At 65.0% G+C, this 20,991-nt stretch carries 21 protein-coding genes and 4 tRNA genes; 14 read left to right on the top strand and 11 right to left on the bottom strand.

Annotated elements, in window-relative coordinates; translation table 11 throughout:
• The first annotated feature begins 6 nt into the window (after nucleotides 1-6).
• Nucleotides 7-870, top strand: a complete 864-nt coding sequence (locus IB258_RS26310; RefSeq protein WP_054453176.1) for an undecaprenyl-diphosphate phosphatase — start codon at nucleotides 7-9, stop codon at nucleotides 868-870.
• An 87-nt stretch (nucleotides 871-957) separates the two neighbouring features.
• Here the strand turns inward: IB258_RS26310 and IB258_RS26305 are convergent, their stop codons facing one another.
• The 3 genes from IB258_RS26305 to IB258_RS26295 all read right to left on the bottom strand — a co-directional run bounded on the left by IB258_RS26305 (nucleotide 958) and on the right by IB258_RS26295 (nucleotide 3,051).
• A complete protein-coding gene (locus IB258_RS26305) occupies nucleotides 958-1,731 on the bottom strand; it encodes a UDP-2,3-diacylglucosamine diphosphatase (RefSeq protein WP_175214153.1) in 774 nt (257 codons plus the stop codon).
• Nucleotides 1,724-2,233, bottom strand: a complete 510-nt coding sequence (locus tag IB258_RS26300) for a peptidylprolyl isomerase (RefSeq protein ID WP_042794482.1) — start codon at nucleotides 2,231-2,233, stop codon at nucleotides 1,724-1,726. Before IB258_RS26300 ends, IB258_RS26305 begins: the two co-directional genes overlap by 8 nt.
• 134 nt (nucleotides 2,234-2,367) lie before the next feature.
• Complete coding sequence (locus tag IB258_RS26295; RefSeq protein ID WP_054453172.1) at nucleotides 2,368-3,051, bottom strand: tetratricopeptide repeat protein; 684 nt, start codon at nucleotides 3,049-3,051, stop codon at nucleotides 2,368-2,370.
• Between the two features lie 351 nt (nucleotides 3,052-3,402).
• Between IB258_RS26295 and cysS the strand changes: the two genes are divergently transcribed.
• The 9 genes from cysS to IB258_RS26250 all read left to right on the top strand — a co-directional run bounded on the left by cysS (nucleotide 3,403) and on the right by IB258_RS26250 (nucleotide 10,771).
• On the top strand, nucleotides 3,403-4,857 hold the full coding sequence (cysS, locus tag IB258_RS26290; protein ID WP_175164063.1) for a cysteine--tRNA ligase: 1,455 nt from the start codon (nucleotides 3,403-3,405) through the stop codon (nucleotides 4,855-4,857).
• A gap of 20 nt (nucleotides 4,858-4,877) precedes the next feature.
• A complete protein-coding gene (locus IB258_RS26285; RefSeq protein WP_054453697.1) occupies nucleotides 4,878-5,522 on the top strand; it encodes a DNA-3-methyladenine glycosylase in 645 nt (214 codons plus the stop codon).
• Between the two features lie 36 nt (nucleotides 5,523-5,558).
• On the top strand, nucleotides 5,559-6,524 hold the full coding sequence (locus IB258_RS26280; protein WP_042794478.1) for an acetyl-CoA carboxylase carboxyltransferase subunit alpha: 966 nt from the start codon (nucleotides 5,559-5,561) through the stop codon (nucleotides 6,522-6,524).
• Between the two features lie 151 nt (nucleotides 6,525-6,675).
• Nucleotides 6,676-7,650 carry a tRNA lysidine(34) synthetase TilS gene (gene tilS, locus IB258_RS26275; protein ID WP_370539860.1) on the top strand — a complete coding sequence of 325 codons (975 nt, stop codon included), beginning with the start codon at nucleotides 6,676-6,678 and terminating at the stop codon, nucleotides 7,648-7,650.
• A gap of 141 nt (nucleotides 7,651-7,791) precedes the next feature.
• Entirely contained in the window at nucleotides 7,792-9,057 is a 1,266-nt protein-coding gene (locus IB258_RS26270) for an aspartate kinase (RefSeq protein WP_054453165.1), read from the top strand.
• Nucleotides 9,058-9,144: 87 nt separating this feature from the next.
• Nucleotides 9,145-9,237, top strand: a tRNA-Ser gene (locus tag IB258_RS26265).
• A gap of 140 nt (nucleotides 9,238-9,377) precedes the next feature.
• Nucleotides 9,378-10,442 carry a tRNA 2-selenouridine(34) synthase MnmH gene (gene mnmH, locus IB258_RS26260; RefSeq protein ID WP_192353395.1) on the top strand — a complete coding sequence of 355 codons (1,065 nt, stop codon included), beginning with the start codon at nucleotides 9,378-9,380 and terminating at the stop codon, nucleotides 10,440-10,442.
• A gap of 100 nt (nucleotides 10,443-10,542) precedes the next feature.
• Nucleotides 10,543-10,619, top strand: a tRNA-Arg gene (locus tag IB258_RS26255).
• A 75-nt stretch (nucleotides 10,620-10,694) separates the two neighbouring features.
• Nucleotides 10,695-10,771: transfer RNA gene (locus IB258_RS26250), tRNA-Arg, on the top strand.
• Between the two features lie 80 nt (nucleotides 10,772-10,851).
• Here the strand turns inward: IB258_RS26250 and IB258_RS26245 are convergent.
• The 3 genes from IB258_RS26245 to IB258_RS26235 all read right to left on the bottom strand — a co-directional run bounded on the left by IB258_RS26245 (nucleotide 10,852) and on the right by IB258_RS26235 (nucleotide 13,940).
• Nucleotides 10,852-11,628 (bottom strand): hypothetical protein, encoded by a 777-nt coding sequence (locus IB258_RS26245; protein WP_054453162.1) that lies wholly within the window; start codon nucleotides 11,626-11,628, stop codon nucleotides 10,852-10,854.
• A 98-nt stretch (nucleotides 11,629-11,726) separates the two neighbouring features.
• Entirely contained in the window at nucleotides 11,727-13,169 is a 1,443-nt protein-coding gene (locus IB258_RS26240; RefSeq protein ID WP_054453160.1) for a DUF1254 domain-containing protein, read from the bottom strand.
• 81 nt (nucleotides 13,170-13,250) lie between these two features.
• On the bottom strand, nucleotides 13,251-13,940 hold the full coding sequence (locus IB258_RS26235) for a DUF3313 domain-containing protein (RefSeq protein WP_054453158.1): 690 nt from the start codon (nucleotides 13,938-13,940) through the stop codon (nucleotides 13,251-13,253).
• 336 nt (nucleotides 13,941-14,276) lie between these two features.
• Here IB258_RS26235 and IB258_RS26230 point away from each other — a divergent pair.
• A tRNA-Arg gene (locus IB258_RS26230) sits at nucleotides 14,277-14,353 on the top strand.
• A gap of 89 nt (nucleotides 14,354-14,442) precedes the next feature.
• Here the strand turns inward: IB258_RS26230 and IB258_RS26225 are convergent.
• The 3 genes from IB258_RS26225 to IB258_RS26215 all read right to left on the bottom strand — a co-directional run bounded on the left by IB258_RS26225 (nucleotide 14,443) and on the right by IB258_RS26215 (nucleotide 15,841).
• Complete coding sequence (locus IB258_RS26225; RefSeq protein ID WP_054453156.1) at nucleotides 14,443-14,673, bottom strand: DUF3079 domain-containing protein; 231 nt, start codon at nucleotides 14,671-14,673, stop codon at nucleotides 14,443-14,445.
• Between the two features lie 215 nt (nucleotides 14,674-14,888).
• Complete coding sequence (locus IB258_RS26220; RefSeq protein WP_054453154.1) at nucleotides 14,889-15,116, bottom strand: hypothetical protein; 228 nt, start codon at nucleotides 15,114-15,116, stop codon at nucleotides 14,889-14,891.
• Between the two features lie 122 nt (nucleotides 15,117-15,238).
• Nucleotides 15,239-15,841 carry a helix-turn-helix domain-containing protein gene (locus IB258_RS26215; RefSeq protein WP_054453692.1) on the bottom strand — a complete coding sequence of 201 codons (603 nt, stop codon included), beginning with the start codon at nucleotides 15,839-15,841 and terminating at the stop codon, nucleotides 15,239-15,241.
• A gap of 186 nt (nucleotides 15,842-16,027) precedes the next feature.
• Here IB258_RS26215 and IB258_RS26210 point away from each other — a divergent pair, with 186 nt between their 5' ends.
• The 3 genes from IB258_RS26210 (at nucleotide 16,028) to IB258_RS26200 (ending at nucleotide 18,330) form a co-directional block, all read left to right on the top strand.
• Nucleotides 16,028-16,639: a hypothetical protein gene (locus tag IB258_RS26210; RefSeq protein WP_175164069.1), complete on the top strand. Its 612-nt coding sequence runs from the start codon at nucleotides 16,028-16,030 to the stop codon at nucleotides 16,637-16,639.
• A gap of 238 nt (nucleotides 16,640-16,877) precedes the next feature.
• Entirely contained in the window at nucleotides 16,878-17,504 is a 627-nt protein-coding gene (locus IB258_RS26205) for a cysteine dioxygenase (protein WP_192353394.1), read from the top strand.
• A gap of 61 nt (nucleotides 17,505-17,565) precedes the next feature.
• Nucleotides 17,566-18,330, top strand: coding sequence for an IclR family transcriptional regulator (locus tag IB258_RS26200; RefSeq protein ID WP_082400883.1), 765 nt, complete (start codon nucleotides 17,566-17,568; stop codon nucleotides 18,328-18,330).
• Here the strand turns inward: IB258_RS26200 and IB258_RS26195 are convergent.
• The gene (locus tag IB258_RS26195) at nucleotides 18,239-19,879 is read right to left on the bottom strand and encodes an FAD/NAD(P)-binding protein (RefSeq protein WP_192353393.1); all 1,641 of its coding nucleotides are present in this window, start codon (nucleotides 19,877-19,879) and stop codon (nucleotides 18,239-18,241) included. The two genes, IB258_RS26200 and IB258_RS26195, sit on opposite strands and share 92 nt — an antisense overlap.
• Complete coding sequence (locus tag IB258_RS26190; protein ID WP_054453146.1) at nucleotides 19,876-20,844, bottom strand: tripartite tricarboxylate transporter substrate binding protein; 969 nt, start codon at nucleotides 20,842-20,844, stop codon at nucleotides 19,876-19,878. The genes IB258_RS26195 and IB258_RS26190 overlap by 4 nt, the downstream gene beginning before the upstream one ends.
• Nucleotides 20,845-20,991: the final 147 nt, after the last annotated feature.

The following is a 20,991-nucleotide window of genomic DNA, read 5'->3' as shown; positions in this document are numbered from 1 at the left end:
GCCATCGTGACCGAAAACACCCTATATCTGATCAAAGCTTTCGTCCTGGGCATCATCGAGGGCCTGACGGAATTCATTCCCGTGTCCAGCACCGGCCACCTTATCCTGGTGGGCGACTGGATCAATTTCGAATCCAGCCAGGGCAAGGTATTCGAGGTGGTGATCCAGCTGGGCTCCATCCTGGCGGTGATGTGGGTGTTCCGCGCGCGCCTGCTGACGCTGATCCGCGGCACGCTGACCGGGGTGCCCACCGAGGTCGCTTTCACCCGCAACCTGATCATCGCCTTCCTGCCGGCCGCCGTCGTCGGCGCCATCTTCATCAAGTCCATCAAGAGCATCTTCTATCACCCGGCCGTGGTGGTCGTGACCCTGGTGCTGGGCGGCCTGATCATGCTGTACGTGGAGCGCAAGACGCACCATACGCCGGGCGACATGCCGGGCGCGGCCGACGATACCGCCTCGGATGAGCGCGCCACGGCCCGCACGCTGGAGCAGATCTCCTGGAAGCAGGCCCTCGGCGTGGGCGTGGCGCAATGCCTGGCCATGATCCCGGGCACCTCGCGCTCGGGCGCCACCATCATCGGCGGCATGATCGCCGGCATCCAGCGCAAGACGGCCACCGAGTTCTCGTTCTTCCTGGCCATGCCCACGATGCTGGGGGCGGCCGTGTACGACATGTACAAGAACTTCGGCGTGCTCACCCAGCACGACCTGTCGGGCATCGCGGTGGGCTTCATCGCCGCGTTCCTGAGCGCGATGGTGGTGGTGCGCGCGGTGCTGCGCTTTGTCGCCAACCATACCTACCGCGTATTCGCCTGGTACCGGATCATCTTCGGCGGCGTCGTCGCGGCCTGGATCTTCACGCGCTGATGGCGTGGCCGGCGGTTCGCCGGCAGCAGCAATGACAAGGGCCGCTTGCGCGGCCCTTGCTGTTTTCCGTCACGGTGCGCCCGAGGGCTACGCTTCTGTTTCCAGGTCGTAGAACTGCAGGCCGTCCTGGTCGATGACCAGCCAGCCGCCGCGGGCGGGCGACACGTGGTCGCAGTCCCAGTCGGGCAGGACCCAGCGCTCGCGCTTCTTGCCGTCCACTTCCAACACGTGGCGGGCGGGGCGATGGGTATGGCCATGCACCAGCACGCGCACGCCCGTCTCGCGGAAGACGGATTCAATGGCGGCGGCGTTGACGTCCATGATCTCCATGGACTTCATCTGGTTGGCGGCCTGGCTTTCGCCGCGGGCCTGCTGCGCCATCGCCAGGCGTTCGGGGATCGTCCTGGCCAGGAATTCGGCCTGCCAGCGCGGATCGCGGACCATCTTGCGGAACTGCTGGTAGGCGGCATCGTCCGTACAGAACTCGTCGCCATGGGTCAGCAGGATTTGCCCGTAATCCGTTTCCAGCAGCGCCGGTTCGGGCAGCAGCTTGGCGCCCAGGGCCTGGGCCAGTTCTTCCCCGATGAGGAAGTCGCGGTTGCCGCGGCCCAGCCAGACCGGAATCCGGCTGGCGGTGTCGCGCAGCGCCGTCAGCGCCGTGGCGAGCCACGGCGGCGCGGCGCGGATCACGTCGTCGCCGATCCAGGCGTCGAAGATGTCGCCCGGCAGCAGCAGGGCGCCGGCTTCCTCCCGCGCGGCCTCCAGGAAGGCCAGAAAGGCCTCCGAGGTGGCCGGCGTGGCCGGTCCCAGATGCAGGTCGGATGCCAGCCAGATGGGGCCGGACAGCGCGATCTTATTCAAGAACTTCGGCCTTCTCGATGATCACGTCTTCGTTCGGGACGTTCTGGTGGAAGCCCTTGTTGCCGGTCTTCACGCCCTTGATCTTGTCGACCACGTCCGTGCCTTCGGTCACGGTGCCGAACACGGCATAGCCCCAGCCGTTGGGCGTGGGCGCGGTGAAGTTCAGGAAGTCGTTGTTGGACACGTTGATGAAGAACTGCGCCGTGGCCGAGTGCGGATCGCTGGTGCGGGCCATGGCCAGGGTGTACTTGTCGTTCTTCAGGCCGTTGTTGGCCTCGTTTTCGATGGGGGCATGGGTCTGCTTCTGCTTCATGCCGGGCTCAAAGCCGCCGCCCTGGATCATGAAGCCATCGATCACGCGATGGAACACCGTGCCGTTGTAGAAACCTTCCTTGACGTAGGTCAGGAAGTTTTCGACGGTCTTGGGCGCCTTGGCGGCATCCAGGGTGATGACCATGTCGCCTTGGTTCGTTTGGAGCTTGACGCGGGGGTTGGTGCTCATGGCTTTTGTGCCTTCAGAGGTGGAGGTGGAGGAATTGGCCGCGGGGGCGGCGCTGACGAGCGCTGGGGCGAATGCAGCCAGCGCGAACGAGCACGCCGTCAGGCGCAGCAGGTGTAGGGGGGAGTAGCGGGACATCATTTGCCGTGTTTATCCTTCAGCATGGTTTCGACTTCGCGGACCTTTTCCTGCATGCCGGGCACGCCATCGCGGGCGGCCTTCTTGTAGGTGTTCAAGGCCTGCAGAAGCTGCAGATCGCCCATATTGGCGCGGGCGGCGGCATAGTTGGGATCGGCGCGCAGGGCCATCGACAGGGCGTCCTGCGCGCGGTCGAGTTCGCCGCGCCCTGCATATAGAGCCCCCAGGTTGTTCCAAGGTTCCGGCAGCTCCGGAAAGCGGTTGGTCATCTCGGTGTAGACGTCGATGGCTTCGTTGGTGCGGTTCAGGGCCGCCAGCGCGCGGGCGTGCTGGAACATCAGTTGCACGTCGGTGCCGCGCTGGTCCTTGATCTGTTCCTGGCGCTTTTCGATCATGGCAAGCGCTTCTTCGTTGTCGCCGTGGTTCAGCAGGCGCTCGATGTAAGTCGTGATCTGCGAGGCCGAGGGCGTCAGGCGGGTGTCGACGCTGGGCTTGGCGGCTTCCAGCAGCTTGGCCAGACTGTCCCAGCCACCCTCGGGCGGGATGGGGTCCAGGGTGGTGCGGCTGGCGTTGGGGTTGGTTCCCCCGCCGCCGGCCATCGACTGGGCCAGAGAGGCTCCAACCGGCGCGCCCGCAAGGGCCAGGGCGAGCAGGGCGACGCGAAAGCGCGGCTTGATAGTCACTTGGGCATCCGTTAAAAGTCTTGGCAGGCCGACGCTTACGCGCGCGACCGGGCCGCTTGCTATACTTGACGACCGCCATTTTAGCCCCGGTTGAGTTTTGGCTCGACATCGGGGACGAAGCCCCGGGATATCGTTGATGGAATGCGGGCTCGGAATGCGGGTTCGGGGCGGTCGGCGCCAGTGGGATTATGGCCCGAGGCCGAGATCGGGATCGAAACCGCGGGACCGAAATCGCAGTACCGAAATCGGCGGGATTGGAATCCGACCCGGCGGCACGCGCCGAAGGTATTTTCCTTCGGCAGCAACTTTCCGCAACCGCCACGGAAAACTTAGATAAAGCCTATAAGCGCCATGCTGCAAATCTACAACACGTTGTCGCGTACCAAAGAACCGTTCAAGCCGGCCCAGGCTGGTCAGGTGCGCATGTACGTGTGTGGCATGACCGTCTATGACTTCTGCCATCTGGGCCACGCCCGCATGCTGGTGTCGTTCGACGTCGTGCAGCGCTGGCTGCGCGCCAGCGGACTGGCGGTCGACTATGTGCGCAATATCACGGACATCGACGACAAGATCATCCGCCGCGCCGTCGAGACCGGCCGCCGCATCGGCGAAGTCACCGACTTCTACATCGACGCCATGCACGCCGACGAGCGTGCGCTGGGCGTCCAGACGCCGGACCGCGAACCGCGCGCGACCGAGTACGTCGGCGAGATGCTGGACATCATCGGCAAGCTCGAGCAGAACGGCCTGGCCTACCAGGCCGACGACGGCGACGTGAACTACGCCGTGCGCGGCTTTCCCGGCTACGGCAAGCTGTCCGGCAAGACGCTGGATGACCTGCGCGCCGGCGAGCGCGTGGCCGTGGGTTCGGCCAAGCGCGATCCGCTGGATTTCGTGCTGTGGAAGTCCGCCAAGGCCGACGAGCCTGCCGACACCAAGTGGGAATCGCCGTATGGCCTGGGCCGTCCGGGCTGGCACATCGAGTGCTCGGCCATGAGCAAGTCGCTGCTGGGCCTGCCGCTGGACATTCACGGCGGCGGTCCGGACCTGAAATTTCCGCACCATGAAAACGAGATCGCCCAGACCGAGGGCGCTTTCGGCGGCGCGCTGGCCAACATCTGGATGCACTGCGGCCCGCTCATGGTCGATTCGGACAAGATGTCCAAGTCCCTGGGCAATTTCCGCACCATCCGCCAGACCATCGCCCAGGAAGAACCGGCGGCCGATCAGGCCGTCTACCGCGTCAACCCGCGCGAAGCGGAGATGGTGCGTTTCTTCATCGTGCGCAACCATTACCGCAGCTCGCAGAACTACACGCCGGACAACCTGATCGACGCGCAGAACGCGCTCGACCGCCTGTACCAGGCGCTTCAGAATGTGCCCGCTGACACGCAGGGCATCGACTGGAACGAGCCGCAGGCCCAGGCCTTCAAGGCGGCCATGGACGACGACTTCAACAGCTCGGGCGCGGTCGCGGCCTTGTTCGAACTGGCCTCCGACGCCAACCGCAACAAGAGCGCGCGCAGCGCCGGCCAGTTGAAGGCGCTGGCGTCCCTGCTGGGCCTGCTGCAGCAGGATCCCGCGGCCTATTTCCAGTCGCCCACGCGCTATTCGGCGGCCGCCATGGAGCAGGGCGAGCGCCGTGCGCTGGACGCCGAGGCCATCCAGTCCCTGATCGACGCGCGCGCGGCCGCCAAGGCCGCCCGCAACTTCGCCGAAGCCGACCGCATCCGTGCGGAACTGCGCGAAGCCGGTATTGAACTCGACGACAAGCCGGGCGGCGTGACGCAATGGCGTCGCGCTTGAACCCGCAGGACCCGCCCGCCATGTCCACCGTCGACCTCGAGATTCCCAAGCCCGAGTACTGGGAAGCCGCCGTAGCCCACCTGATGCGGCGCGACCGCATCCTGAAAAAGATCATTCCCCAGCATCCCGAAGTCTGGCTGACTTCGCGCGGCACGCCTTTCGTGACGCTGGCGCGGGCGATCATCGGGCAGCAGGTGTCCAGCAAGGCGGCCGACACCGTCTGGACCCAGTTCATCGAGGCCGTGGGCAAGCGCCCGACGCCCGTCGCCGTGCTGCGCGTCGGCCTGGAGGGCCTGCGCGCGGCGGGGCTGTCGCAGCGCAAGGCCGAGTACGTGCTGGACCTGGCCGTGCATTTCGGCGAACGCCGGGTCCATCCCGAGAAATGGGCGGCAATGGACGACGAAGCCGTCATTTCCGAATTGACCGCCATCCGCGGCATAGGCCGCTGGACGGCGGAGATGTTTTTGATTTTCAATCTGCAGCGGCCTGATGTCCTGCCGCTGGATGATCCCGGGTTGCTCAAGGCAATCTCGCTACACTATTTCAGCGGCGAGCCTGTCTCTCGCTTCGAGGCTCGCGAAGTCTCGTTGGCGTGGCAACCCTGGCGTACCGTGGCGACCTGGTATCTGTGGCGCAGTCTGGATCCGACTCCGGTCCAATACTGACGCAAGCCAGGCAGCCCATCTACGGAACCACACTACATGCGCAATACATTTCTGGAATTCGAACAACCGCTCGCCGAGCTTGAAAACAAGATCGAGCAGCTGCGCTACGTGCAGGCCGATTCGGCCGTAGACATCTCCGACGAGATCGGACGTCTGCAGCAGAAGAGCCAGACCTTGGCCAAGGAAATCTACGCCAAGCTCACGCCCTGGCAGACGGCCCTGGTCGCCCGCCATCCCCAGCGTCCCTACACGCTGGACTACGTGCGCGAAATGTTCACCGACTTCCATGAGCTGCACGGCGACCGCATGTACGCCGACGACCAGTCCATCGTGGGCGGCCTGGCGCGCTTCAACGGCACGCCCTGCATGGTCATCGGCCACCAGAAGGGACGCGACACCAAGGAACGCGCCGCGCGCAATTTCGGCATGCCGCGTCCGGAAGGCTATCGCAAGGCCCTGCGGCTAATGCGCCTGGCCGAGAAATTCGGCATCCCCGTGTTCACGTTCGTGGACACCCCGGGCGCCTATCCCGGCATCGGCGCCGAAGAGCGCGGCCAGTCCGAAGCCATCGGCCACAACCTCTATGCCATGGCCGAGCTCAAGGTCCCCGTGATCTGCACCATCATCGGCGAAGGCGGCTCGGGCGGCGCCCTGGCCATCGCCGTGGGCAATGCCGTGCTGATGCTGCAGTACGCGACCTACGCCGTTATTTCTCCGGAAGGCTGCGCCTCGATCCTGTGGCGCAGCGCCGACAAGGCGCCCGAAGCCGCCGAGGCCCTGGCCATCATCGCGCCGCGCCTGAAGGACCTGGGCCTGGTGGACCGCGTGGTCAACGAACCGGTGGGCGGCGCCCATCGCGACCCGCGCGTCATGGCCCGCCTGTTGCGCCGCGCGCTGGGCGATGCCCTGCGCCAGCTCCAGGGCATGACGCCCGAGCAGCTCGTGGAGCAGCGCGTCCAGCGCCTGCTGTCCTACGGCGCCTACCAGGAAGTGCGCGCCTGAAGCAGGCAGCGCGCCGGCATCCCCGCCGGCGCCGCGGCCTAGCGCCACGCGCCATCCCGCCATGAACGCCCGCCCAGCGTCCGATCCTCCGCATCGGGCCTCGGCGGGCGTAGTTCATTCCCTTCCCGTGTCGGCCGAGCTTGCCGCGGCCTTGCGCCGCGCCTTGCTGGCCTTGCCCGAGCGTCCGGCGCGCATCGCCGTGGCGTTGAGCGGCGGCGCCGATTCGGCCATGCTGGCCGTGCACACGGCTCCCGTGGCGCGAGAACTCGACATGGATCTGGCGTTGTTCCATGTGCACCACGGCTTGCAGGACGCCGCCGACGCATGGACGCAGCATGCGCGCACGCTGGCGGACATGCTCGCGCTGCCGCTGTCGGTGGCGCGCGTGGAGGTGGCGCAGGCCGCGGGCAAGGGCATCGAGGCGGCCGCGCGCGACGCCCGCTACGCCGCACTGGCGCAATTGGCGCGAGAGCAGGGCGTGACGCATATCCTGTTGGCCCATCATCGCAACGACCAGGCCGAAACCGTCCTGCTGCGTCTGCTGCGCGGCACCGGGCTGGTCGGCATGGCAGCCATGGCGCCGCTGTCCCGGCGCGATGGGCTGGTCTACCTGCGACCCTGGCTGGAAATCGGCCGCGAAGCGATCCTGCATGCGGCGGACGAGGTGGCGCAAGCCAGCGGCTGGAGTCCGGTGCAGGACCCCACCAATACCGATCCGCACTACACCCGGGCTGCCCTGCGCGAACTGCTGGCGCCGGCGCTCGATGCCCGCTGGCCCGGGTGGCGCGCCATCGTCGCGCGCCACGCGCGCCACATGGGCGAGGCGGCCGAGATTCTGGATGAGGTGGCGCGGGAGGATTTCGCCGCGCTCGATCCTTCTGATGACGGCGCCAGCTTTTCGCTGCAGGCGTGGCGCGGGCTGTCCGAGGCGCGGCAGGCGCACGTGCTGCGCCATTGGCTGGAACGCAATGGCGCCCGCATGCCGACCGACGCCAGGATGCGCGATCTGCTGCGTCAGCTGCGCGGGTTGCACAGCCTGGGCCATGACCGCCAGTTGCGGGTGGAACAGGCTGGCCACGTCATCCGCTGCCACCGGGGCAGGGTCTGGGTCGAACCCCGGGAATAAGCGGATCAGCGGCGCCAATGTCCCCAAATAATCGCGCTGTGGACAGAATTTTGCACAAGCTGCGCAAATTTTTACCGCCGCGCTAGAATATACGGCTTTGCCCGTCAACCTTTTGCGGCGGGTTCCCAGCCAGAGTACGAGATGTCCCTGATCGTTCACAAATATGGCGGTACTTCGATGGGCTCGGTCGAGCGCATCAAGAACGTGGCGCGTCGCGTCGCGAAGTGGCACGCTGCCGGCCACCAGGTTGTCGTTGTTCCGTCGGCGATGGCGGGCGAGACCAATCGCCTGCTCGGCTTGGCGCGCGAGATTACGCCGCAGCCCGACAGCCGCGAGCTCGACATGATCGCCGCCACCGGCGAACAGGCCAGCAGCGGCCTGCTGGCCATCGCGCTGCAGGCCGAAGGCGTGCCGGCGCGCAGCTATGCCGGTTGGCAAGTGCCTGTGCGCACCGATTCGTCGTTCACCAAGGCGCGCATCTCGTCGATCGACGACGAGCGCATCCGCGCCGATCTGGACGCCGGCCGCGTGGTCATCGTTACGGGCTTCCAGGGCGTTGACCCGGAAGGCCACATCACCACGCTGGGCCGCGGCGGTTCCGACACCTCGGCCGTGGCCGTGGCGGCCGCCATCAAGGCCGACGAATGCCTGATCTACACCGACGTGGACGGCGTCTACACGACCGATCCGCGCGTGGTGCCCGAAGCGCGCCGCATGGCCGTCGTTTCCTTCGAGGAAATGCTGGAAATGGCATCGCTGGGCTCCAAGGTCCTGCAAATCCGTTCGGTTGAATTCGCCGGCAAATACCGTGTGCCGGTCCGGGTCCTGTCCTCGCTGACCGACCCGCTTATCCCGCTCGCAGAAGAAATGGTCTCGGGCACGCTGATTACTTTTGAGGAAGACGAAAAAATGGAAGCCGCCGTTGTCTCCGGCATCGCCTTCAGCCGCGACGAAGCCAAAATCACCTTGCTGGCCGTTCCGGACAAGCCCGGCATCGCCTTCTCCATCCTGGGCCCGGTCGCCGCCGCCAACATCGACGTCGACATGATCGTGCAGAACCAGTCCGTGGCTGGCACGACCGACTTCTCGTTCACGGTCAACCGCAACGAATTCGCCCGCGCCGTTGATCTGCTCAAGCGCGAAGTCATCCCCGCCGTGGGCGCGCGTGAACTGTCCACCGACGAGAAGGTCGCCAAGGTCTCCATCGTCGGCATCGGCATGCGCTCGCACGTGGGCGTGGCCAGCCTGATGTTCCAGACGCTTTCGCAAGAAGGCATCAACATCCAGATGATCAGCACCAGCGAGATCAAGACCTCGGTGATCATCGACGACAAGTACATGGAATTGGGCGTGCGCGCGCTGCACAAGGCCTTCGGCCTGGACCAGGCGCCTGCCGAAAAGGCCTGATTCAAGACTCCGGCACGATTTTTTTTGCAATGAGTGCCCGATAGCGGGCAAGAGTGAAAAAAGTCGTGCTAGAATCTCGTTCTCTTCGGAGATGTGCCCGAGAGGCTGAAGGGGCTCCCCTGCTAAGGGAGTATGTGGCTAAAAACTGCATCGTGGGTTCGAATCCCACCATCTCCGCCAGATTCTCTCCGATCTGGCTTCGGTCAGCACCGGAGATAAAAAACCCGCAATCGCGCAAGTGATTGCGGGTTTTTTCATGGGCTCGCGGCGGGTCTGCGCCGCATGAGAAAATCGCTGATTCCCTTCCAGGCGCAGATCCCTTGAAACACCTGCTTGCCACGCTAGACCGGCTGAACGATTTCGATGAAGTCATCGATGTGCGCACGCCGCTCGAATTCGCCGATGACCATATTCCCGGCGCGATCAACGCGCCGGTGCTGAGCAATGAAGAGCGCGTGGTGGTGGGCACGCTGTACAAGCAGGTCTCGCCCTTCGAGGCCTCGCGCGTCGGTGCGGCGCTGGTGGCGCGCAATATTGCCGCGCATCTGGATACGACCTTTGCCGATCGGCGCCAGGGTTGGCGCCCGTTGATCTATTGCTGGCGCGGGGGCACGCGTTCCGGCTCCATGACGACGATGTTCAACATGATCGGGTGGCGCGCGCGGCAGCTGGACGGCGGCTACAAGACCTATCGGCAGGCCACGCTGGACGCGCTGGAAAGCCTGCCCGCGGGCTTGCGCTACATCGTGCTGGCCGGGCCCACTGGCAGCGGCAAGACGCGCTTGTTGAATGCATTGGGAGAGGCCGGCGCGCAGACGCTGGACCTGGAGCGCCTGGCCGCGCATCGCGGGTCGCTGCTGGGCGCCTGGACCGGTGTTGCGCAGCCCTCGCAAAAGGGTTTCGACACGCGACTTGCTCAGAGCTTGCGGGCGTTCGATGCGTCGCGGCCGGTGTTCGTCGAAGCGGAGAGCCGCAAGATCGGCGCGGTCGCGCTGCCTGCCGCGCTATTGAAGGCGGTGCATGCGAGCCCCTGCATCGAGGTCCGTTCCAGCCGCGAGGATCGCGCGGCCTTTCTGCAGCAGGACTACGCCCATCTGTTCGACGACCCTGCAACATTCAAGGCGCAGCTTCAACGCATGATCGGCCTGCACAGCCGCGAGCGCGTGAACGGCTGGCTGGCCTTGGTCGACAGCGGCGCGCGCGCCGAGCTGGCGCAGGAACTCATAGACCGGCACTACGATCCGGCCTATGCGCGCAGTTGCCATGCGCACTTCACGCAATTGCCGCAGGCGCTGCGCTTGGAATTCAGGCCCAATGACGGCGACGTGGTGGAGCAGGCGAGGGCGTTGCTGGCAAGAATGGATGCAAGGGCGGACGCCGCCTGACTGCGGTTCATCGCGGGCGCCGTGGTCGGATAAATCGGTGCCCAACTTGCGCGCTTCACGAAATAACGCTATTATTCAAGGCTTGCTTTCAAACGCGAATGCGCCCGTAGCTCAGCTGGATAGAGTACCTGGCTACGAACCAGGGGGTCGTAGGTTCGAATCCTGCCGGGCGCGCCAAGTTTGAAGTAAGTGCAGTAGAAAACGCAGTAAAAACGGCAAGATTTTCTGATATAATTTTGCCTCTTTGCCGGAGCGCCCGTAGCTCAGCTGGATAGAGTACCTGGCTACGAACCAGGGGGTCGTAGGTTCGAATCCTGCCGGGCGCGCCAAGTTCACTTGGCCAATACAGCAAAGAAAATGGAAAGGCCTTTGATCTCGTATCGAAGGCCTTTTTGTTTTGCGCCGCCATCTAGAAGCGGATTGTCAGGCCCGCCATCGGCCCTTGCAGCACGGCGTCGAACTTGAAGCCGCCGCTGCTGTAGTCCACGCCCACTGCGCGATAGCCTATCGCCGCCGAGACATTCTTGCTGAAGTTGTAGCCGAGACCCAGGCCGACATCCCAATCCGCTTCTGCGCCGCCCGCGCCGATCAGGCCCCAGCCGGTGATGTAGTACTTTGAGCTCAGCATGTAGTTTCCGCGCACGCCCACCAGGCCGTCGACCCAGGTGGCGCCGTCGCTGCGCGTTCTGCCGTTCAGGTGCGAGCCCTTGAGCGTGATGTCGGTGTCGACCGACCAGACGCGCAGGCCTGCGACGACGTCCAGCTGATGCGGTGAATTTTCCAGCAAGGAATAGCCGACGCCGAGCAGTCCCGCGAACGTGGATGCCTTTACGTCCGCACTGGAGGCCAGGATGCCGCGCGGCGTATCTCCCTGTGTGCCGATCTTGGTGTAGATCAGGTCGCCGAATACGCTGTAGCGTCCTTTGCGCGCCTCGCCGATGAGCATCGCGCCGAAGTCGAGGTTGTCGAACAGCTCGTCGAAGTCCGAGTGGATGTCGATGACGGGCGAGCGCGAATGGGATACCTTGCCGGAGAGGCCGGCAGCCCAGAAGTAGGGCGTGACCGAGAATTGCCATTCGTTCGAAGGCACGGTACCCGCTGCGGAAGCGGGCTCCGCTTCGGCGCCCAGCGCAGTCCCGGCTTGCAGCAGCCCGCAGATCAGGCAGCCCATGATTTTCTTTTTCATTGCAAACCCTCCCCAAACGGCAGGCGTGATGAATCGCATCCATCACGCCTGCGGTGAGCGCAAAACCGGCCAGGGGCCGGTGCGGCGTAACCCAGGTATCAGGTGACCCGTCTTACGGGAGGGATGGTCCAGGAGCCGTCGATGATCGACGGGTTGCTTTCATTGGGCCAGTAAAGACGCATCATCAGGATGAATGGGCCCTTGGGCGCAGGCAGCCAGTTCGACTCCATGTCCGGTCCGGGCGATTCATGCTGTATGAACAGGTCGATCGAGCCGTCGGGCTTGGCCTTCAGGGGCTGGCGCGCGCTGATCGAGTAGCGGTTCAGCGGGTTGTCGACGAAAAAGTAGCGCGCGTCATACATCGTCAGCGACCAGAAGCCCGACACTGGCGGCGTAAGCCCCTTCTTGAAGGTCAGCACGTACTTCTCCGAGCCGTTGTAGGTGCGCTTGATGGCGCCGGTGTCTGACTTCAGGGACGTGGGATAAACGGCGTCCTGGGGGCGGTTGGCGCCCAGGCCGATCGCGGTGACCAGCGCCCGTTGGAGGTAGTTGGTGCCGTATATGCCCGTCTTGGTCGTGAAGCCCCAGCCATCCACGTCCTGGATGTCGCCACCGCTGGACTTGAAGTGCGTCATGATGCGTCCGAAGCCCACCTGCGGAACGCGCTTCGCAATGTCGGGGTCGAGCTTGCTCTTGTCGAAGTCCTGTCCTGGCACGATGCCTATCGAAGCCATCTTTGCGACGATGGGCGCGTCGGCGGCGCTGGGCGGATTGCGCTTGAGCAGCTGCGCAAACAAGCTGAAGTACTCGACCGCGTCCATGTTGTTGACCTGTTCGCGCACCGAGGTCTTCATGTCTATCGCAGGGTCGACCTTGCCCGCGGGCGGAGTCCAGTCCTTGCCCCATGCGCTCAAGGGACAGAGCTTCACTTCGTCCTGCAGCTTGTGCACTTGCGCATAGTCTTCCGGCGTGCCGGTGCAGTAGATGCGGCCCAGCAGCCACACGATGCTGGTGGGAGATTTGTACTGGACCATGCCTTGCGGAATCGAGCCCTCCCATCCGGGGCCGCTGACCACGAAGGTTTGCGCACCCGTGCCCGTGGTGCGCTTGCCAGGCACATCGAACACCGTCGTCCAGCCGTCCAGCATCGGAAACAGGGCATAGCGTCCATTCATGTCGGGCAGGCTGACGACCCAGGGTTCGTCGCCGACGTCAAAGAAGGAAGTGGTGTACAGCGTGTCGGCGTTCGGCGCGGTCACGTCGCGGAACTTGGCGTCGGGATACTGGCGCAGCTTGATGAGATTCCCCATCGGCGCTCGCGTGCCCTTGGGCTCCGCAACGTTGGTGATGACTCTTCTGGTCATCTCCATGGTCACCAGGGGATAGGCGTAGATGTAGACATCGGTCGCCAGTCCGAACTGCTCGTCGCCTTCGGGCAGATCCGCGATCAGGCCATCGGCGGCCCGGGCGGCGGCGCCCAGGGCGCTGGTTGCGAGCAGAGCAAGACCACCTGCATTCAATGTGCGGCGCGTTAGCTTCATAGGATCACTCCAACGGACTCATGGGTTGAAAATCACGAAGTGCCGCGGCACAGGCCAAGCTGTGCCGCGAGATGCCTTGCTCTAGCGTTGTCGTACGTACTTGCCGATTTCCCGGGCTGCGCCCGAGGTCCATTCATCGATCAGCGGCTGCAGTTTGGACAGGCGGACGCCGCCCGCGCCCTGGGTGGCGTTGGCGACCTTTTCGCCCGTGCCACCCCGCACGGACGCATACAGCAATTCATCCGACATACTGTCCGTGACCCGCGACTCGATGGCGACGCTGGCGTTGCGCGCCATGCCTCCTTCCATGGCGGCGCGGGCCTCGGTCATTACTAACGCGACGGGAATGTATTGATAGGCTCGCAGCGCTTGCTCCGAGGTTCCCACCGCGGTGATGGCGATGCGGATACGGGCGACGCCGGGCCCGGCGCGATCGACCAGCCTCACCTGTTCGCCGACCTTGCGCCGCAGCGTCTCGTTGACCGCCATGCGTATCTCCGTGAGGGTTTCCATGGAAACGTCCGCGGATGGCTGAGGCTCCGGGTAGTACTCGATCGGATCAAGCCACACCGCGGCATAGCGAGACGCGTTGAAATCAGGATTCAGGTAGACCAGGCGGGTTCCGCCGTCGGGGGCGGGCATCTGGTGCAGAAGCGAGTAATCCGACAGGAAGCCGGACTCCGTTGTTTTTGGAGCGGTGGAACAGCCTGTGGCCAGGATCGCGGCAGCGAGGCCCAGAACGAACGCGCCCGAGGAATTCTTGGTGTCCATGCAAGTTCCTTCTGACAGATGGGGGGCAGGAGAGCCCCGACTGCAGGCGTCGGCGAGAGGTCCTGTGCAAAAGCTGCTTCTCCGCTCGTGGGCGCATTTTTTGTCCTATATGCACAGGAAACCAATTATTTTTCCAAGCGTGAAATTTCGCAACGCGGACGAGTGAACCGGGCTTTCTGAACTATTCCCTTTGTGCGCGTTTTGTGGAAGGAATCGCGCGGCCGAGGCGGGCCACGAATCGGGGGCGCGTGATTCGGACGCGGCGCGGACACAGGCTTCGGCCTGTCCGATTTGCGCACCCTTAATTTTTCATGGTATAAACACGCCTCTTTCGGAGCGCCCGTAGCTCAGCTGGATAGAGTACCTGGCTACGAACCAGGGGGTCGTAGGTTCGAATCCTGCCGGGCGCGCCAAGCTTCTTGCTTGGATGAAATGGAAAGAAAACGGAAAGGCCTTTGATCTTCGATCGAAGGCCTTTTTGTTTTGCTGCGCGGATTGCGCTTCAGTGCGTGGAGGCTGGTTCCGCGGCCCGGACCTGGTCTCGGGCCTTGTCATCTTCGTCGTCGAATCCCCAGTCTCCAACCGTGTACCAATCGTCTCCCAGGGTCTCTGCGGGATGCATGGTGCGGCCGGACCCGTTGCCGCAGGCCATTGAGTCGGTGGCGCAATAGCGGTCGCAGCCCCAGCATATGCGTTCGGGGTGCTTCGGGTGCAAGGGAAACTTCTTGGCCATGCGAAATGCCTGTTGACGGAGGGCGCCGCGATGGCGGCGCCGATCTTTCCGGATATATGTCCAGCGTACTGCCGGGCGCGCCCGAAATTCCTTGATCTGGCTCAAACGCAGAGCCTGCGGCCCGATGCGCGCAGTATTGCGCGTCGGGCCGCGGTTCTGGGGAATTGGGGTGGAGAAAGCGCCGCCCGGTGAGGCGCGGCGCCGGTCTCATGCGCCTAATGGCGTCGTCGGTCCACCGCCGTCAAGGATGTGCCACTCTTGAGCAGCTGGTAAGTCTGTCCGCCCAGCCACGCGACTTTTTCGCCCGTGCTGGTGCGGCATACGCAATGCGTCTTCGGATCGAAGCGCGAGGTGCCCAGCGCGGAATACGCGTCGGGGTCTGAGACGAATCGTTCAATGCGGTAGAGCGTGCCGTCCGGCGCGGTGGCGAGGACGTCGGTCAATCGTCTTGCGGTGCCGAGCATATGCGATACCTCCATGCGCGGGCCATTGGATATACGGCGCCAAAGTCGTTCAGGCACTTCAGTATGCCAGGGCGGGAAGCTTGATGTTCCCGCATCAGGCGCTAATGAAGGTGCCCTCCAAACAATGAATCGTCGAGCTGGTCGGGAGTGACGCCCAGGGCTTCGGATACGCGGTCCAGGATAACCTGCCTGGGCCGCGGGCGCGGCCGTTCCAGTTCGATATAGATGGAGTGGTCCACCCCCAGTCGTGCAGCCATATCAGCGGTGCTGATTTTGAGATGCTCACGCCAGGCGCGTATCAGGCTCCAGTCGTTGCCGGTTTTTAGATTGACGACAGCTAATGGTAAATGACTCTGCCCCTGCGCGGGTGTTTTGCGCGGGGCGGATTTTCTGCGGGCGTCGCGCAGGCTGCTCTTGGCGGCAGCGCTCTTGCGGGAATCGCCGCGAGGCGTGGTGGTAGCGATTTCGGCGGTGAAAATGGCCCCGCCGTTCAATTGGCGATACTGGTTGTCGCCGATCCAATGCAGGGCTTCACCGTTGTCGAGCATGCACTCGCAGTCCAGGTGATAGTTGCTGGGCATGCTCTCGAGTTGGGCGATGGTTTCCGCGGTCGTGGCGTGGCGCACCACGCGGTGCAAGACACCGTCTGGCGAGCGCACGAATACGTCGGGAAGTCTCCAGGAAAACGGAATGATAATCTCCACGGCCAAACCTATCCCGCCACTGTATCCCGGGGTGCGGGTGGTGGGATTTGGGGTTTCCCCTCGCCTGACTTGAGCGGATCATTGTGCGCCACATCAGCCCTCAACATCTTCACAAATCTTCACGCCGCGCGAGGCTATCATCGCCGCGTTGCCCGGGGTTTTGGGCGTACTGTCCGAGTGTTGCCGATGTCTCTGGCCGCGGCTGGAATCGTGGATGCGCGACCGCGCGCGAGCAGGGCGGCGTGGTGGGCCGTGCTGGCGTCGTGCGCGTTGCATGCGATGGTGGCGGGGCTGTGGTGGCGCGACCGGATAGAGCCCGCAGCGCGCGCGCCGGAATTGCCGTTCTACGTGGATCTGTTGCCCGCCCGGTCGCCGCCCATGCCACAGGAACAGCCGGCGAAGGACGAGCCTGCGTCCGGATCGGCGCCTGCTCAGCCTGCCCGCGTCGACACGCCGTCGCCGGCCGTGGCTGCAGGGCAACGATCCGGCGCGCGCAGGACACCCGCGCCATCCGCGCCGAGGCTGGACAGGACACCCGTGCCACCGTCGGGCGCTGCGGATCTTTCGCGCGATTTCGGTTGGCGCCCCGAAGATGCGCAAGCGGCGGGCATGCCGCGCGCACGTGGCGAGCCCGTCGTGCGACTCGGACCCAAAGCGCCGGTCGAACAATCCGAGATCGCGCGCGGCATCGCCAAGAGCGCGCGGCCGCCATGCAAGGACGCCCATGCGGACATGGGCTTGCTGGCCTTGCCGCTTCTGTTGGCGGATACCGTTACGGATCGGGGCTGCAAGTGGTGACGCCGAAGCCCTCGCTGCCTGCACGCGCGCCGCGGCGGCGCTGGAGGAATATCGAGATGCGTGCTTTTCATTTTTATTCTTGCCGCCAGTCCGATACGCTGCTCGCGCGGCCCGTGGCCTGTCAAGAAGAGCCAAGCGCGATTACCTGGGTAGCGGCAGGGGCAAGCATGCGCGTCTGTCCTGAATCGTGGATACTATTTTTTCAATCTGGGATTTCCAGAATTCATGGAGAGACGCAATGCCCGAATCTCAAGGCGGCCTGGACAGGCTGCGCCGCTTCATCGCCGCGGCGACCCGGCTGGCCACGCCCACAGGCCTGGCGCAGACGCCGGAGTTGCAGGCCGCATTCGCCGACCTGGTGCGCCATGACGATTGGCTGCCCGAGGCCTGTACCGCGCCCCATCCGCAGTACTACCAGCAGTATCTGCTGCACTGCGATCCCCTGGAGCGCTTTTCGCTGGTGAGTTTCGTGTGGGGGCCGGGCCAGTTCACGCCGGTGCATGATCACGAGGTCTGGGGCTATGTGGGCATGCTGCGCGGGGCCGAGGTCAATCAACGCTATGTCCGCGGCAAGGACGGCAGCGTCGCGCCCGCGGGCGCCGCGACCACTTTGCAGCCGGGCGACATAGAACGCCTGTCGCCCGCCGAAGGCGACATCCACCGGGTCTCCAATGCCCACGCGGACCGCGTATCGATCAGCGTGCATCTCTACGGCGGCAACATCGGCGCCGTGTCGCGCCATGTGTATGACCCCGCGACCGGGCAGACCAAGCCTTTCGTGTCGGGGTATTCGTCGGCCAGCTTGCCGAACCTGTGGGACCGCTCGGAAGCCGTGCGGGCCGCCATTGCCGGGGGCGCACGCTAGGGTCTGTTCGCGCGCGGCGTCCCATGCTATTTTCTTGTCCTAAATATTAGGAAAACAAAAAATGGACAAGACGCTGCTCAAAGGTCTGATGGTGCTGGAGGCGGTGACCGACGTGGACAATCCGCCGCGCACCATCGATGCGCTGGCCGCCCGGGTCGGACTGACTCGCAGCAACACGCACCGCACCTTGCAGACGCTGATACATGCGGGCTATGTGACCAAGGACGATGACGGCGGCGGCTATCGCGGCGCGGTCCGGCTGTTCGAGCTGGCGGCGCGTCAGCTTGCCCAACTGGACGTGCGCAAGCTGGCCGCGCCCTACATGCGTACGCTGGCCGACCAGACCGGCGAAACCGTGCACCTTTCCGTGCTCGACGGTTTCGACGTGGTCTACGTCGACAAGATCGACAGCCCCCAGCCGATACGCGCCTATTCGATGGTGGGCGGACGCGCGCCCGCCTATGCCGTCGCCACGGGCAAGGCGTTGCTGGCCTACCAGCCGGAAGGCTATGTCGAGCGCTACGCCGACAAGCTCGTGCGTCATACGCCGTCGACCATCGTGTCCATGCCGCTCTTGAAGGACGAACTGCGCAAGATCGCCCGCACCGGCTATGCGGTCAATCGCGGCGAATGGCGCGAAGGCGTGGGCGGGCTGGCCGTGACCTTGTTCAACAGCCTGGACCAGCCCGTGGCCGCCATCGGCATCTCCGGTCCGCTGGACCGTCTGAGCGCCGCTAGGATGAAGCAGCTGGCGCCGGACGTGGCTGCCTGTGCCCAGTCCATCTCGCAAGGGATGGGCTATCGCCGGGGCTATCTGGACCAGTAGCGGGCCGCGCCAGCGCCGCGCTGATGCGCTGCGCCTGATCGCGGGCCAGCCGCGCATTGACATCCATGGACGTAGTCCAGAAGTACGTGCCGCCCGCGAGGCTACCCAGCACCGAGATATCCGGCTCGATCCCGCCTGCGGCGTTTTTGAGGCATCCCGTGGCATAGTCCAGCGCCAGGCCGCCATGGGGATCGGGCTGCGCATGGCCCTCGCGCAATAGCGCGGACACCAGCGGGTCCTGCGTGCGCGGCGTGTCCACCGAGAAGCTGGTGGCATTGATCAGATAGCGGCTGGCATGAGTGCAGACGGCGCCCGTCGCGTCGCGCAAGCGCGTGTGGAACAGGCCGCTGACGCTATCGTGGCGGCTGTCCAGATAACCGCCACAGACCTGCAGCTGGCCGTTCTGGAACAAGGCTTGCAGCTTCAATGCGTTGCGCATCGGAAAGGTGGCGCGCCGCGCCATCCACAGCGAACGCCATTGCGACTGGAAGCGGCTGCGCTCGGCTTGCGGCAGGAGATGCCAGATCAGGTCGACGGCGGCATTGGTCGCGGCCGCCACCGCCTGCCACGGGCGCGGGGCCTGTCCGGACCGACGTATCTCCTCGTCCAGTGCGACGTGGGCCTCGGCCTCCATGCCGAACACGTCCGCGGCTTCCAGGCTGCCGCCCAGCGCCAGGACTTCTTCCTGGAGCGCGGTGACGATGATGTCCAGCGACAGTGTGCCTCCATGCCTGGCGGCCAGGCGCGGAACGCCCTTCGGGCTCAGTTGTTGCAGCGTGTCTGGCGCGCGGTTGTTGGGGCTGCGCACGGAAGGCAGGCGGCCATTGCGCGATACGCACAGGATGGGGCCGCGATGGGCCGTCTGTTGCAAGGCGGCGATGGCGTCCACGGCGCTGAGGCTGGTGCCGATGATGCAGACGGGCGCGTCGGCGGCGATGCCGCGGGTCAGCGCCTGGACCGGGTAGGGGCTGTTGAAGTAGCCGGGCGCATCGCGTAATTCCGGAAACGCCTGCGAAGGCAGGTTGCCGTTGCACAGCACGGCGTAACGCGCCAGGAAGGGCGAACCCGGTTCCGCTTCGACCCCCACGCCTCCGCCAGGCAGCGGCGCCACGCGGCGGACCCGGCCGCGCACGTGCGTGAGCGTGATGCCCAGCGCGCGGGCTAGCCCGCAAGCCCGTCCGTAGACTGCGCGCATGTAGGCGCCGAACAGCGGGCGCGGCAGGAAGTCCGCCGGCGCTATCGAGTCCGCGCCCTGCGCGCGCAGCCAGGCGGGATCCTGGGCGCGCAGCCAGTCCACGAAATCCATCCTGTGATCGGCCCGCGCCGACATGTTGCCGGCGGGAATGTTGAGCAGGTTGCTGGGAAGATCCTTCTGGTAGGCCTCGCCCGCGCCCGGTTCGGCCTGCGGCTCGAACAGCGCGATCGTCAGCGCTCGTCCAGCGGCAGGTTCCAGCGAGAGCAGGAATTGATAGAGGAAGCTGACGGCCACCGAGCCGCCGCCGACGATGGCCAGGTCCGCCGCTTGCGGTGTCGTGTCGGGCGCCGTCATTTGGCCGCCGACAAGCGCACCACGTCGGCCCAGCGGGCGACTTCCTGCTTGAGCACGCGGCTGGTATCGGCGGGCGTGGTGGCCACGGCGTCGGCGCCCAGCTTCTGTGCGGCCTGCTGCACGGAAGCCATGGCCGCCGCCTTCTGCATGCCGGCCGAGAGCTTCTCCACCACGGCGGGCGGCGTGCCCGCGGGAGCCAGCAGCGCGTAGGTGGTCGCGACCGAGTAGTCCTTTACGCCCTGCTCGGCGAGCGTGGGCAGGTCCGGCAGCGCCGTGGCGCGCGTGGCGGTGGTGACGCCCAGCAGGCGGATCTTGCCGGTCGCGACCTGGGGCAGCAGCGCCGGCAGCGTTTCGATCACCATGTCGATCTGCCCGCCCAGCAGGTCGGTGATGGCGGGGCCGCTGCCGCGATACGGCACGTGCATGAGCCGGGTGCCGGTGACGACCTGGAAGAGTTCGCCTGCCATGTGCTGTGACGTGCCGGGGCCGGCCGAACCAAAGGTGATGGTGCCGGGCTTGCTCTTGGCCAGGGCGATCAGCTCCTGCACGTTCTTCGCGGAAATCTTGCTGCTGTTCACCGCCACGGCCATGGGCATGCTGGTGGCCATCGACACGCCGACGAAGGCGGTGCCGAAGTCGTAGCCGGGCTTGTCGGGCATGGCGGCATGGATTGCGTGGCTGCCCACGGCGCCCATCAGCAGGGTGTAGCCGTCGGCGGGCGATTTGGCCACGTACTCGGCGCCGATCTCTCCGCCCGCGCCCGCCTTGTTTTCCACCACCACGCTCTGTCCCAGGTAGTCGCCCAGGTGCTGCGCATAGATGCGCGCGGCCGCGTCCGTCGCGCCGCCGGGCGGGAAAGGGACCACCATGCGCACGGGTTTCGTCGGCCAGTTGTCGGCCGCGGCCGCGCCGCCTGCCAAAGCCAGCACCATGCCCGTCAGGGCAATGCGCCACATTTTTTTCATGGAAGTCTCCTTGGTGTCGGTGCGGGCCGTCCTATGCAGCATCTCGGCCCTTTTTTTAAAATCCTAAAATATAGGATTCAAGTATCAATAAATGATTTACTTAGAATTCCACACGGTGCTATGCTGGTCAACAATTAAGCACATCAC

Source organism: Achromobacter sp. ACM02, assembly GCF_014851605.1.
Taxonomy (GTDB): domain Bacteria; phylum Pseudomonadota; class Gammaproteobacteria; order Burkholderiales; family Burkholderiaceae_B; genus Achromobacter; species Achromobacter aegrifaciens.
This window is presented reverse-complemented; position numbering and strand designations above follow the sequence as displayed.

Bases quoted from the DNA above. Each gene is read 5' to 3' on its own strand.
- IB258_RS26300 (WP_042794482.1), bottom strand. From the start codon at position 2,233: ATGAGCACCAACCCCCGCGTCAAGCTCCAAACGAACCAAGGCGACATG.
- cysS (WP_175164063.1), top strand. From the start codon at position 3,403: ATGCTGCAAATCTACAACACGTTGTCGCGTACCAAAGAACCGTTCAAG.
- IB258_RS26190 (WP_054453146.1), bottom strand. From the start codon at position 20,844: ATGAAAAAAATGTGGCGCATTGCCCTGACGGGCATGGTGCTGGCTTTG.
- IB258_RS26195 (WP_192353393.1), bottom strand. From the start codon at position 19,879: ATGACGGCGCCCGACACGACACCGCAAGCGGCGGACCTGGCCATCGTC.
- IB258_RS26270 (WP_054453165.1), top strand. From the start codon at position 7,792: ATGTCCCTGATCGTTCACAAATATGGCGGTACTTCGATGGGCTCGGTC.
- IB258_RS26245 (WP_054453162.1), bottom strand. From the start codon at position 11,628: ATGAAAAAGAAAATCATGGGCTGCCTGATCTGCGGGCTGCTGCAAGCC.
- IB258_RS26240 (WP_054453160.1), bottom strand. From the start codon at position 13,169: ATGAAGCTAACGCGCCGCACATTGAATGCAGGTGGTCTTGCTCTGCTC.
- IB258_RS26235 (WP_054453158.1), bottom strand. From the start codon at position 13,940: ATGGACACCAAGAATTCCTCGGGCGCGTTCGTTCTGGGCCTCGCTGCC.
- IB258_RS26280 (WP_042794478.1), top strand. From the start codon at position 5,559: ATGCGCAATACATTTCTGGAATTCGAACAACCGCTCGCCGAGCTTGAA.
- IB258_RS26205 (WP_192353394.1), top strand. From the start codon at position 16,878: ATGCCCGAATCTCAAGGCGGCCTGGACAGGCTGCGCCGCTTCATCGCC.
- IB258_RS26285 (WP_054453697.1), top strand. From the start codon at position 4,878: ATGTCCACCGTCGACCTCGAGATTCCCAAGCCCGAGTACTGGGAAGCC.
- IB258_RS26210 (WP_175164069.1), top strand. From the start codon at position 16,028: ATGTCTCTGGCCGCGGCTGGAATCGTGGATGCGCGACCGCGCGCGAGC.
- IB258_RS26200 (WP_082400883.1), top strand. From the start codon at position 17,566: ATGGACAAGACGCTGCTCAAAGGTCTGATGGTGCTGGAGGCGGTGACC.
- IB258_RS26225 (WP_054453156.1), bottom strand. From the start codon at position 14,673: ATGGCCAAGAAGTTTCCCTTGCACCCGAAGCACCCCGAACGCATATGC.